General features: G+C 68.6%; 12 protein-coding genes. All 12 read left to right on the top strand.

Going from position 1 to position 12,427, the window contains the following annotated elements:
* Positions 1 to 289 precede the first annotated feature (289 nt).
* The 12 genes from A6A27_RS44370 to A6A27_RS23760 all read left to right on the top strand — a co-directional run bounded on the left by A6A27_RS44370 (position 290) and on the right by A6A27_RS23760 (position 12,150).
* Positions 290 to 643 (top strand): hypothetical protein, encoded by a 354-nt coding sequence (locus tag A6A27_RS44370; protein ID WP_158074036.1) that lies wholly within the window; start codon positions 290 to 292, stop codon positions 641 to 643.
* A 166-nt stretch (positions 644 to 809) separates the two neighbouring features.
* Positions 810 to 2,153, top strand: a complete 1,344-nt coding sequence (locus A6A27_RS23810) for an ammonium transporter (RefSeq protein WP_073836878.1) — start codon at positions 810 to 812, stop codon at positions 2,151 to 2,153.
* Positions 2,150 to 3,319, top strand: coding sequence for a hypothetical protein (locus tag A6A27_RS44365; RefSeq protein ID WP_073836877.1), 1,170 nt, complete (start codon positions 2,150 to 2,152; stop codon positions 3,317 to 3,319). Before A6A27_RS23810 ends, A6A27_RS44365 begins: the two co-directional genes overlap by 4 nt.
* Positions 3,309 to 6,008, top strand: coding sequence for a sensor histidine kinase (locus tag A6A27_RS23800; protein ID WP_073836876.1), 2,700 nt, complete (start codon positions 3,309 to 3,311; stop codon positions 6,006 to 6,008). Before A6A27_RS44365 ends, A6A27_RS23800 begins: the two co-directional genes overlap by 11 nt.
* A 2-nt stretch (positions 6,009 to 6,010) precedes the next feature.
* Entirely contained in the window at positions 6,011 to 6,445 is a 435-nt protein-coding gene (locus A6A27_RS23795) for a roadblock/LC7 domain-containing protein (RefSeq protein WP_073836875.1), read from the top strand.
* 6 nt (positions 6,446 to 6,451) lie between these two features.
* On the top strand, positions 6,452 to 6,886 hold the full coding sequence (locus A6A27_RS23790; RefSeq protein ID WP_083672803.1) for a DUF742 domain-containing protein: 435 nt from the start codon (positions 6,452 to 6,454) through the stop codon (positions 6,884 to 6,886).
* Positions 6,887 to 6,911: 25 nt separating this feature from the next.
* Positions 6,912 to 7,448, top strand: a complete 537-nt coding sequence (locus A6A27_RS23785) for a GTP-binding protein (protein WP_198940423.1) — start codon at positions 6,912 to 6,914, stop codon at positions 7,446 to 7,448.
* 114 nt (positions 7,449 to 7,562) lie between these two features.
* Positions 7,563 to 7,847: a hypothetical protein gene (locus A6A27_RS23780; protein WP_143194128.1), complete on the top strand. Its 285-nt coding sequence runs from the start codon at positions 7,563 to 7,565 to the stop codon at positions 7,845 to 7,847.
* A gap of 5 nt (positions 7,848 to 7,852) precedes the next feature.
* Positions 7,853 to 8,059, top strand: coding sequence for a hypothetical protein (locus A6A27_RS23775; RefSeq protein ID WP_143194127.1), 207 nt, complete (start codon positions 7,853 to 7,855; stop codon positions 8,057 to 8,059).
* Positions 8,060 to 9,106: 1,047 nt separating this feature from the next.
* Positions 9,107 to 9,625: a hypothetical protein gene (locus A6A27_RS23770; protein WP_241825423.1), complete on the top strand. Its 519-nt coding sequence runs from the start codon at positions 9,107 to 9,109 to the stop codon at positions 9,623 to 9,625.
* A 311-nt stretch (positions 9,626 to 9,936) separates the two neighbouring features.
* Positions 9,937 to 11,568 (top strand): group II intron reverse transcriptase/maturase, encoded by a 1,632-nt coding sequence (gene ltrA / locus A6A27_RS23765; protein ID WP_241825422.1) that lies wholly within the window; start codon positions 9,937 to 9,939, stop codon positions 11,566 to 11,568.
* A gap of 93 nt (positions 11,569 to 11,661) precedes the next feature.
* A complete protein-coding gene (locus A6A27_RS23760; protein WP_241825421.1) occupies positions 11,662 to 12,150 on the top strand; it encodes a reverse transcriptase/maturase family protein in 489 nt (162 codons plus the stop codon).
* Positions 12,151 to 12,427 lie beyond the last annotated feature (277 nt).

Below are 12,427 nucleotides of genomic sequence, written 5' to 3'. Positions count from 1 at the left end.
GGCTCCGCCGGGCGACCCGAACGCGCCGTCCGTCGTGGACAGGCCCTCGGTTTCTGGCGGGTCCCTCCTTCCGTGTCCCGTGCCTGGCGCTGCAGCCACGACCGGTCGGGTCGGCGCTACGGTGCGCCCGTCGCTGTCCGGGGATACCGTGGGCCCCACTCGGCCGGGTCATCCCGGCGGTCGACGTGGCCGTCGTTTCCGGCTCGTCGTCGGTGGGGTGGCCGTGTCAATCGCCCTGTCCGGCGGAATGGCCGTCGGCGTGATGCTGCGATCCCCGCAGCCTGCCCGGGTGACGCCGTTGGATTCCACGGTCACCGTCGAGGGGACCGGCTCGTCCGCGCGACTGTCGGTGGTTATGGCGGAGAGCGGCGGCATCACCGCGATGGTCGCGACAGTGGCGGGGCTCAAACCCTCCGTCCGCTACCGGCTCTACGCCATGACGGTCGACGGGCAGGCCCACGAGGTTGCCGAGTGGATGGGCACCGACGGGGCCAGGGACGTGATGGCCGAACTGGAGTTGTCCCTGGCCGACCTCGCGTTCTTCTCCATCACCGGGCCGGACGGTACCGCCGTGGTGGTGGCCCGGTTGGATCACCGGGCCCGGTTGGATCACCCCTCGTTGAGGGCCTCGCCCGGCCGCTGACTCGGCCACCGCTCCCGATGGTCGCGAACATGGGCGGTCCGCAGCACCACGGCCACCGTGCCGTCCCGCTGGTAACAGGTTTGTAACACGCGTGAACGGCCTCATCTGGCCAGCCGTCGAGCAGACGCGTGTGAGGACAGTGCCGGCAAGCAATGAAGGGACACCCATGGCGGTGGATCATGCACAGGTGGACGCCGGCGCGACGGCGTGGCTGCTCATCTCGGCGGCTCTCGTCCTACTCATGACGCCCGGCATGGCCTTCTTCTATGGCGGCATGGTTCGAGTCACGCACGTACTCGGCACGGTCATGTTAAGCCTGGCCACAATGGGCACGGTTACGATCATCTGGCTGTTGGTCGGGTTCTCGCTTGCGTTTGGTGCAGGCAACGGAATTGTCGGCGGATTCCAGTTTGCGTTTCTAACCGACCTGACCGCCGCGGTGCCCGGTGTCGATCCCACCGGGGTTCCGCTGCTCGCCTTCGTGATGTTCCAGCTGACGTTCGCGATCATCACGCCCGCTCTGATCACCGGGGCTGGCGCGGAACGCTGGCGGTTCGGCGCGTTCGTGCCGTTCATCGGGCTCTGGTCGCTGCTGGTCTACGCGCCGGTCGCGCATTGGGTCTTCTCCCCACTGGGCTGGCTGCACGAGCTCGGGGCGCTCGATTTCGCCGGCGGTACCGTCGTGCATGCCAACGCCGGCGCTGCCGCCCTGGTGATCGCGGCCCGCCTGGGCCGCCGGGTCGACTGGCCTGGTCCCCGGCACCGCCCGCATAACCTGCCGCTGATGCTGCTCGGAATGGCGCTGTTGTGGTTCGGCTGGTTCGGTTTCAACGGTGGATCGGCGTTGACCGCCGACGGGGTGAGCGCCCTCGCGGTCGTCAACACCCAGGCGGCGGCCGCAACGGCGCTGATGTCGTGGGCCCTCGCCGAGCGGATCCGGTTCGGCAAGCCGACCGCCCTCGGTGCCGCCTCCGGCGCGGTATCCGGGCTGGTCGCGATTACCCCGGCCGCCGGCTATGTCACCCCGGTCGGCGCCGTCCTGATCGGCGCCGTGGCCGGCGTCATCTGCCACCTGGCGGTCGGACTCAAATCGGTGCTGCGGCTGGACGACGCCCTGGACGTCGCCGCCGTGCACCTCGGCGGCGGTGTGGTCGGTTCGCTGGCGGTCGGGTTGCTGGCCACCAAGTCGGCCAACCCGGCCGCGGTCGACGGTCTGTTCTACGGCGGCGGATACCGGCTGCTCGGCGCACAGGCGATCGGTGTGCTCGCCGTGGTGGCCTATTCGATCGTGGCCACGCTGCTGCTCAGCGCGTTGATCGACCGGATCTTCGGCAACCGGGTGAGTAGCCGTGACGAGTTGATCGGCCTCGACCTGTCGCAGCACGGCGAGTCCGCATACTCCTTCGACCCACCGCCGAAACCATCCGCCCGTGAGTCAGCCGCACGTACCTATGGGCAGGCCGCCGCGCAGCCCGGCCACCCCCTCGCTCGCGAGGGGAGCCAGCCGTGACCGCCCGGCCAGCCCGCCACCGACGCGGTCCGCGGATAGCCGTCGCCATCCTGCTGCTCGTCCTGATCGCCGGTCTCTTCGGTGCGCAGGCGGTGCAGCTGCGCCACAGCGTTCGGGCCGATGCAGCCACCGTCAGCCTGGAACAGCAGGGGGTCCGCTACTTGCGGCCCGCCGTCCGGCTGGTCGCCGAGCTGGCGAACGCGCGGTCCGCGGCGGTCCGCTCGGAGACGCCGGAGGCGGCAGCGTTGACCGCTGCGATCAGCGCGATGGCGGACGCGGACGCGGCCTCGGGTGACGCGCTGCGCAGCCGGCAACGGTGGTCGCAGCTTCGGGCCCAGGTCGAACGGCTTCGCTCCCAGGCGCCGACCGGACGGGCGGCGCTGCAGGAGTACGGAGAGGCGCTCGCGCTGGCGCTCGACCTGTGCCGGACGGTGCTGCACACCGCCCACCTGGCCACCGATGGTGATCCATACCGCAACTATCTGGCGTACACCGCGGCATCCCGACTGCCGGTCGTGCTGGCCGGCGCGGGGTTCATGGCCGATCGCTGGTACCTCGACGGTCGGGGGAGCGGGGCGGTCCGGGAGCGGGCCACGCTGGCGGTGTCGGTGACCCGTTCCGAGGTCGCCGAGGCGGCCACGGCGATCGGCGCCGGTCCCGGCGCTGCGTCGGACGTGTCGGCCAGCGTGGGCCGGGACCTGTTCCGCCCGCTGGATGTCTTCCGGGACGTCGCCGGTCAACTGGCCGGACCGGCCGTGCTCGAGCAGGAAGCAACGCCGTCGGATGTCGCCACCGTGACGACGGATGCCCGAACGGTGCAGGAGGCGGGCCGGGCACTTGCCGGTGCCACGTTCAACGAACTCGACCGCGAGTTGGTGGCCCGCCGGGACGACCTGGCCGCTGCGGAACTGCGTCAGCTCCTACTCGCGCTCGCGGGTGTCGCAGGTGGCCTGGTGCTGCTCTGGTGGGCCGTACCGGCGCGTGGACGCGACCTTTCGGATCGCCCGGCCGACACCTCCGAACCCCCGTTCGCCGGTGACATCGCCTCGGTTGCCGTGGCCCTGCCCGAGGTGGACGCCCGCGACCTGCTGGCCATCGAAGAACTGGTTCACGTCGGGCGCGGCGTGCGGCCGCGACCCAGGGACGAGGCCGGGAATGCTGAGTGAGCTGCGGATCACCCAGCGGCTCAGCCTGCTGCTGGTGTTGCCGCTCGCCGCTGTGGTGCTCACCAGCGTGCCGGTTATCGTCGAGCGGGTCGACGACGCTCGCGCCGCCGGCGCGGTCGTGCACGCCGCTGACAATGCGGGCCTGGTCGGCGCGGTCGCTCGGGACCTGCAGCGGGAGCGCCTGCTCGCCGTCGGCTACCTAGTTTCGGATCGGGTCAGCCGGAACGCGCTGGTCACCCAGATACAGGCGACGCTCGACAACCGGGAGCGGGCCAACGCCGAGATCCGCTCACCGTTTCCGCCCGCGCTGCGCGAGATGCTTTCCGGGTCCGACCCGCTGACCGAGGTACGGCGGGCGGTGCTGCGGCGCGACGCCGTCCCGCGCAACGTGGCACAGGCGTACCACGACACCGTCGTCAACCTGTTGAACGCTCTGGGACTGGCGAAACAGGGCAGGGCCGACGCCATCGGCCTGCGCCAGGTGTCCGCCTTGGACTCGCTGTTCCGAATGACGGAAGAGGTTGGTCAGACCGGAGCGGCGCTTGTGGTGGCCGCGGTCGACCCGCCGGGGGCCCGGGCGCTGGCGAGCATGGCCCGGCCGCTCGCAAGGAGCCATCACGAGCGCTTCGGCGAACAAGCCGAGCCTGGCCACGTCGCCGAACTCGCCGCAATCGACGCCGGCCCGTCGGCCACCCGCGCCGCCCGGCTCGGCGACGCGCTCAGCTCCGGCGAGTCCGCCGCCCCGATTCCACTCGACCAGGGCCTGTCCATCGCACAGCATGACATCAGTGCCCGGCAGGCGGCACAGGACGGCATCGCCCGCGACATCAGGGCACGGGCGGCGGCCCGGACCACCGCCGCCCGGACCGCGGCGGCCGTCGTCGGTGTGGTCGCCGGGGCCCTCCTGGTCCTGGTCTGCTGGCTGGGAGTGCTGGTGAGTCGATCGGTCGCCCGGCCGCTGCGCCGGGTGACACTGGCGGCCGCGGCGGTAGCCGACCTTGCCACCCGGGAACTGCGCCGGGTCAACGATGCCGACGTCGACGACGAGGGCCCACCCCGGCTGGCTGCGGTCATGGTGCGCTCGACCGATGAGATCGGCGAGCTCGCGTCTGCCTTCAACCGGGTCCAGGCGACCGCCACGCTGCTCATGCAGCAGCAGGTGACCACCCGGCGCAACGTCGCGGTGATGTTCGGCAACATCGCCTACCGTACCCGGAGCCTGGTAGAGCGGCAGCTCGAACGGATCGACCAACTGGAGCGCAACGAGTCGGACGAGCAGCGGCTGGCCCAGCTCTACCATCTCGACCACCTCACCAGCCGACTGCGCCGCAGCGCGGAGAGCCTGCTGGTGATCGCCGATCGCCGGGACGAAGGACGGCTGGAGGCGCCGTCGTCGCTGGCCGACGTGGTGCGGTCGGCCGTCGCCGAGATCGAAGGCTATCGGCAGGTCGCGTTGGGTCGGCTGGCGGACGTCACCGTGACCGCGGCGCTGGTGTCGGACCTGACGCTGATGCTGGCCGAACTGCTGGAGAATGCCACCTCGTTCTCGCCGCCGGCCGCGCCCGTGGAGGTGACCGCGACCATGCGATCCGACTGTGTGATCCGGATCGTCGACCAGGGCATCGGGATGAGCGCCGGGCGGCTGGCCGAGGAGAACCGGCGGTTGCTGTCCCAGGAGCGGCTCGACGCGGCACCGACGACCATGCTGGGGCTGCTGGTTGTCGGGCGGTTGGCCCGCCGGCACGGCATGACGGTCCGGCTGCTACCGTCGCCGACCACCGGCGTCACCGCGGAGATTGCCGTACCGGGGAACATGCTGCTGTCGATCCCCGCCAGCGAGCGGATGCGTACGCCGACGGCCTCGTCGGCGACGGAGCCGCTGCCCCACACGCCATCGCCACCGGTCGAAGTACCGTCGATGGGTATTTCACCGCCAGCGGCGGCGGCACCAGGTCCGACGCTGCCGTATGGACCGTTGGATCGACCGGCCCTTGGCGGGCGGCCCTCTGAAGGGATGCCGGTTGGCAATGGCCGGCCAGGGGGCCACTTCGGCTGGTTCAATCCGGGGGCGCCTGATGACCCGGCCCAGACGAACGGTGCCCATGCCGCGACCGGTCCGGGCGTCATCGGCGACTCCGTGTCCGAGACCCGTGGCGGGCTGCGCCGCCGGCGGCCGGGACAGACCCTGATCGACACCGAGCCGCCGGTCGCGGCCGTGCGGCCGGCACCTCGCCGGCCGGAAGCGGAACGGGCCGAGCTGGATGCGATGACGGAAGGGGCAGCGCGAGCCGCCGCAGCCGCGCCACCGCCGTGGCCGGCAGCCGCGCCCAGGGGTGGGCCGCCCTTGGCCGCGTCGTCCCTACCACCGCAACGGCTGGGCACCCCGGCGGCGCCAACCTCCGCCGACGCGCCAGCCTCCGCCGACGCGCCAGCCTCTCGCGTGGACCTTCGGCAACATTCAGAAAGCCTCGACGCGAGCGGTAGCCAGGGATTACCCCGGCGGCGTCCGGGTGAGCACCTCGCCGAGTCGCTGCGGGCCGAGGACATCCCGGCCACTCAGATACGCCGCCGTGCCACAGGGCCCGCGCCGACGTCGTCGCGGCGCGATCCCGACGCCGAACGGGCCGCTCTCGACGGATTCCTGAACGGACTCGCCAGGGCGGCGAGCCAATCTACTGATCGGAGCTGACCATGACTGTTCCCGCGTTCCAGATCAGCGATGAAGCGCAGCAGTTCAACTGGCTGCTCGACCGGTTCGCCGCGGAAACCGCCGGTGTGCGGGAGGCGATAGCGGTCTCCTCCGACGGCCTCCTTGTCGCCAAGTCCACGCATCTGGGCCGTGCGGACGCGGACCGGCTGGCTGCGATCACCTCGGCGATCTGCAGCTTGGCCGGCGGTGCTTCACGGGTCTACCAACTCGGCGACACCAACAAGATCATCATCGATCTGCAGGGCGGTTACGTGCTGGTGAGCGCAATCAGTGCCGGCTGCGCCCTCGGCCTGGTGGCGGCCAAGGACGCCAACTTGGGCAACCTCGCCTATGAGATGGCGGTCTTCGCCAATCACGTCGCTCCGGTGCTTACCCCGCAGCTCATCGATGAACTGAAGACGACCGTGGGGGAATGAGCCGAGATGGTGGCCGATTCGCCGCCCCCGTACGCGGCCCAGTCCGGCGCCGACGAACCGGGTGACCCGCGGTCCTGGGACCGCGACAAGCCGCGGCCCCGGATCTCCGGCGTCCGACCGTACCTACTCACCCATGGTCGGGTCCGCCCGTTCAACGCTGCGGTCCTCAACGTGGCAGCTCAGGTGATGACCACCTGGGAGGGCCGAACGGCCTACGGCCGGCTCAGTTACGAGCATCGCGACATCGTGGCGCTTTGCGTCCATCCGGTCTCCGTAGCCGAGATCGCCGCACACCTCCACCTGCACCTCGGAGTCGCCCGCGTGCTGGTCGCCGACATGGTGGCGCTGGGCTACCTGGTGGTCCGCGGCCTGGAGGTCCCCGTCAACCAAAAGTCAGTGGTCATCGAGAGGGTTATCCGTGGACTCACCGCGATTCGCTGACGCCCCCGGCGTCGGTTGGCCGCCCATGCCGGTCAAGATCGTGATTGCCGGTGGCTTCGGCGTGGGTAAGACCACTGCAGTTGCCCAGGTCTCCGAGACTCCGGTCCTGACCACCGAGGCTCCCATCACCGAGATCGCCGCGGCCATCGACCGGGCGGAGGAGGTGCCGGAGAAGACCACTACCACGGTCGCCCTCGACTTCGGCCGGATCACGATCGATGACGAGATCAAGCTATATCTCTTCGGCACGCCCGGACAGGACCGGTTCGGCTTCATGTGGCGGGATCTGACCGAAGGCGCCCTGGGAGCCCTAATCATCGCGGACAGCCGCCGCCTGGACGACAGCTTCGCGGCCGTGGACTACTTTGAACGCGCCGAGATTCCGTTCGTCGTCGGGGTCAATCTCTTCGATGGCGTGGCCCGGCACGAGCTGGCGGACGTCCGCTGGGCCCTGGCCATCCCGGACGACGTGCCGCTTATCACATTCGATGCCCGCGATCGCGGGTCCGTGCTCGACGCCCTGCTCGCCGTGCTGAACCACAGCCTGTCCAGGGTCACGTGACCCGGCGGACGGCGCAGCGCCGATCCGCAGGGTGATCACACCGTTACGGCGTTGCTGGCCCGCGTCGACGGGCTCGATGCCGACATCGCCGAACTCGACCATCAGATCTAGCAGGTGATCGCCCCTTTCGCCCCAGCGGTGCAACGCCTCACTGAGATCCCCGGCATCAAGGCCACCACCGCGCACACGCTCATCGCGGAGATTGAGAAGCACGTTGATCAGTCGGGTGCGGCGACGGCGTATCCGCACCGGGGTGGGGCTTATCTGTCCCGGAGGAGCGCCGGACCCGAGGCCCGGCAGAGCTGGGCGAATGCCCCGACGGCTGTCTACCCGCAGCAGCGGCCGCTGATGACGCCGGGGCAGCTGTCTCGCGGGCACGGCGGCCGGATGCCGCGGTGAGGGCGGTGGCGCTGCGCCTGGAACGCGGGGGTCAGCCGATCCTCGTGCGCGTCGAGTACGCCGCGCTGCACGCTGGCGATACCGTCGAGGTCGCCGGGCAACAGATCAGCCGCGACGGGATGCCGCGGGGACAGGTTTGGCTGACCGTCGACGTGCGCGCTCTACGGTCCGCGGTCGTCGGTTACGTTGAGCTGCCGGCGAGCCGGGGGTAGGCGGCGCAGCGTGGAGGAGCCATGCGCCGCCGGTGTGCGCCGGCAGGCTGGCCTGGCCGCCGCGGATGGAACGACTCGATTCGTTCGCTCAGGAGTTGGTCACGGGAGCCCTGGGGCTGCGTCCACCTGTGGTCAGATACTGGCTATGAGGGCAGCCTGTTCAACGCCCACCAAGGGGAGTTGTGGCCGACTCTGCCTTGGTGGATTGATAGGAAGACCTCCTCGGTCTCCAGCGGCGTTTGCTAGTAGGAGATAGTCGCGCGACGGAGCCGCAGCCCGGCCTCCAGCCTCGATGTGCGCTGGCTCCGTTTGCCCGGTGGCGTGTCAGTTGCGCCACCGGGCCTTTTGGTCTTCAGCACGGCTGCGGGTTGCGCGCCGGTCACCCTGTCTGCTCGGCCTAACTTGATGCGATGAAGGAGCGGGGCCGTGCGCCACGAGGCGCTGGTGCGCCGTGAGGCGCCGGGAACCGAAGGAGGTGGAAGTCCTCCTCGCCGGGCTGTCGCAGCATCCCGGTAGGAGCTGAGCGCAGTCCGATCCGGGAGACGTCGGTGAGGGCGGGAAGCAGCGCTGACAAAGCCGGGACGGCTTGGTACTGCCAGACGGGCCGGGTCCGGCAAGCGAGATCAGACGGTATACGAGAGGAACCAGCATCATAAAGCTCCGTAAGCGTGGCACCGGCTCAAATCTGGTGGATATGGGCCGGGATGCAGTGCACGGCTGCTCGTTGTGGGCGGTCGACTCCGAAGCCGGTTTAGCGTGCCGGTGGGGAGGCCATGGTGAAGGTCTGCGGCGTAGCCATGGCGATGCTGCCGGGGCAAAGTTGGGTGCCAAGCTGATCGATCGGTTCGCGGTGAACACGGGAACCATCCCGGATCGCTCCTGCTGCCTGGAATCCATTCAGGATGGTGGGATAGATGCGTCGTCCGTTGAAGGTGCGGGATGTGGGCGGAGGCCCCGTAGTAGTCCGAGCGTGTTAATGGCACGTACACGGCGAAGGGGGCCAGCAAGTCAGCAGTGTAAGTACCGGAATATCAGGAGTTTTCGCTGGTGAATACCGACGAACTGGAATCGGCCCTTTTGCGGGCCGAGATCCGGGTACTGAAGATCCAGACCAAGCTGCACCGTTGGGCTAGTGATGATCCTCATCGCAGGTTCGACGATTTGTTCAATCTTGTCACCGACCCCGGGTTCCTCCTGGTGGCCTGGGATCGGGTGCGGCACAACAAGGGAGCACGCACCGCCGGAGTGGACGGGGAGACAGCCCGTTACATCGAGGCGGTGCGTGGGGTCGAGGGATTCCTCACGGAGCTACGCGAGGATCTCAAGACTCGTGCCTTCCGGCCGCTGCCGGTGCGGCGGCGGGCGATACCCAAGGCGGGCGGTAAGGTCCGTTACCTGGGTATCGCGACGGTCCGCGACCGGGTGGTCCAGGCATCTTTGAAGCTGGTATTGGAGCCGATTTTCGAGGCGGATTGTGCGCCACGAGGCGCTGGTGTTACCGGGTGGGGTGCGAGACCTCACCGGGCTCCTGTCGCAGCAGGAGTTCAGAAGCTGGGGGCAACCTGATCCGGGAGGTGCCGGGGAGGGTGGGAGCAGCCCCGACAACGTAGCGGAGACGCGGTACTGCCAGACGCGTCGGCCGCGCTAGCAAGGCGGGAAGGGATAGCGATCGCGAACGAGTGTCTGATGCCCCGTGATTCGAAAACGGCCCTGAACCTGGCGGATGCGGGCTGGTGCAGTGCTGGGCGGGTTTCAGTTGGTGACTCGCCCGCTTCCTGGTCGTCCATTCCGTGCGGCCAGGAAGACCGTGAGGAAGGCCTGCGGCGTACTCGCGGTGATGCTGCCGGGGTAAAGCTCGATCCCGACCCCGCCGACCGGTGGCCAGTGAACGTGGGAAGCGTCTGGGCGCCGCCCTACCCACCCGACATCCAGCAGGGTGGCGGGCAGGCGCACCGTCAGCCGACGGCGTCCAGGCGTGGCAGAGCCCTCGTAGTAGTCCGAGTGCAGGAAAGCTGCGCACATGGCGAAGGAGGGCAGCAGATTTGCGGCAAGGACTGGTCGAGAGGAGGCCGGCGGTGAATACCGTCGCGCCGTGGCCGACATTCCGCGAAGCGGAGGCCCGGGTACTTCATGTCCAGACCAAGCTGCACAAGTGGGCAACAACCGATCCCAACAAGCAGTTCCACGATCTGTTCAACCTCGTCGCCGACCTGGCCACCCTGCGGGTGGCCTGGCTGCGGGTGCGAACGAATCGTGGAGCCCGCAGCGCCGGGGTTGATGGTGTCAGCTGCTCACACGTGGAGCAGCAAGTCGGCGAGGAACCTTTCCTTCGGGAACTCCGCGACCGGCTGAAGAACGGCACCTACCGACCCGAACCCGTGCGGGAACGGGCGATCCCGAAGAAGGGCGGCAAGGTCCGCCGGCTCGGGATTCCCACCGTGACCGACCGGGTGGTGCAGATGGCGCTCAAGCTCGTGCTGGAACCGATCTTCGAGCCCGACCAGTACCGGTCCAGCTACGCCTACCGGCCAGGACGTCGCGCCCAGGACGCGGTAGCCGAGATTGTGCACTACATCAACAACGGCTACACGTGGGTAGTCGAGGGCGATATCGAAGGCTGCTTCGACAACATCCGACACTCGGTCGTGGTCGAACGCATCCGCCGACGCGTCACCGACCGCAAAGTGATCAACCTGTGCAAGGCGTTCCTCAAAGCAGGTGTACTCACCGAGCTGGGCCAGTTCGAACGACGGGTATCCGGCACCCCGCAGGGCGGGGTCATATCCCCCCTGTTTGCCAACCTGGCGCTGACCGCCCTGGACGAACCGTTCCAAGCGGCCTGGGCGGCCACGTCGAAGTACCGCAACCAGCGCACCTACCTACGCTCCAAGGGTATCGCCACCTATCGACTCATCCGCTACTCGGATGACTTCGTGATCATGGTGCACGGCACCCAAGCGCAGGCAGAAGCCCTGAAGGCTGACACCGCAGCCATCCTGGCCAACCAGGGACTGCGGCTGTCGGAGGCGAAGACCCACATCACCCACGCGGACAACGGTTTCGACTTTCTCGGCTTCCGCATCCAGCGGCGGTCCCGGAAAGGCAAGACCCCCTGCGCCTACACCTTCATGTCGCCGGCCAACTTCGATGCGACGAAACGCAAGGTCAAGGCGTGGACCCGCCGCAACCGGCTCAACCTGATCCTGCTGGACATCTTGGAGGCCATCAACCCGATCCTGCGGGGCTTGGCCAACTACTTCCGGCACGCCGCGGTGAAGCGGACCCTGCACTACCTCACCTGGTACTCCTGGTGGCGGGTGATGCGGTGGATCCGCGCCAAGCATCCCAAGGCGAACTGGACGTGGCTCAGGAGACGCTACTTCGGCAAGGACAAGATCAGCCAAGCGGGCGTGACCCTCTTCAGGCCCGACTCGGTACCGGTGACCCGCTACCGTTACCGGGGCTCGAAGATCCCCACGCCGTGGGACGCGGCAACTGCAACGGTATAGACGCCCACCCGCACGTCTGTGGAGAGCCCGGTGCCGGGACGACCGGCACGCCGGGTTCGGGGAGCGGGCCGGGGAAACGGACCACCCGAAACGGTGGCACCGCGCCCCGGTCCGACTCCATTCAAGCCGGTCAGCTACGGCTTCCGTCCGAACCGTCGGGCTCAGGACGCGATCGCCGAGGTGCAACGCTTCGGCACCCAGGGATACCACTGGGTGTTCGAAGCCGACATCACGGCGTGCTTCGACGAGATCTCACACTCCGCGTTGCTAGAGCGAATGCGTCGACGAGTCGGAGACAAGCGGGTCCTGGCCTTGGTCAAGGCGTTTCTGAAGGCGGGCATTATGTCCGCCGACGGCGCGATCAGGGACTCGGACAGCGGCACGCCCCAAGGCGGCATCGCAAGTCCGCTGCTGGCCAACATCGCCCTGACGGCGCTGGACGAGTACTTCTGCGCCAAGTGGGACGCTCACGGCAGTAGCGCCAAGCGGATAGCTCATCGCAAGCGCGGCGGGGCCACCTACCGGATCGTCCGCTTCGCGGACGACGGTGCGCCACGAGCGCTGAAGGGAGCTCCGATGTAGAAGGAGGAGGTCTTGGATGCGGTGCTGCACCGGTGATGGAGGTTGGGCCCTCCGTGATCGCCCGCGCAGGGGGAGGTCGCAAACCACCGCGAACTGCTGCGGTAAAGAGCCGTGGTGGTGAGCTCGCGGAAAAGGCGCCCGGTGAGGTGTCAGGTGGGATCCGAGAAGACGAACGTGAGTGAACCGCTGAGGAAGTGTCGTAAGCGTATCGACGATGACCGAAACCGGGGTCCAGTTGTTGCCTCGGGATGAGCCTGGCGGGGGCCTGCCCGTGCTG

It is taken from the genome of Micromonospora sp. CB01531 (genome assembly GCF_001905095.1).
Taxonomy (GTDB): Bacteria; Actinomycetota; Actinomycetes; order Mycobacteriales; family Micromonosporaceae; genus Micromonospora.
The sequence above is the reverse complement of the archived record's forward strand: the minus strand, read 5'-3'. Positions and strand labels throughout refer to the sequence as shown.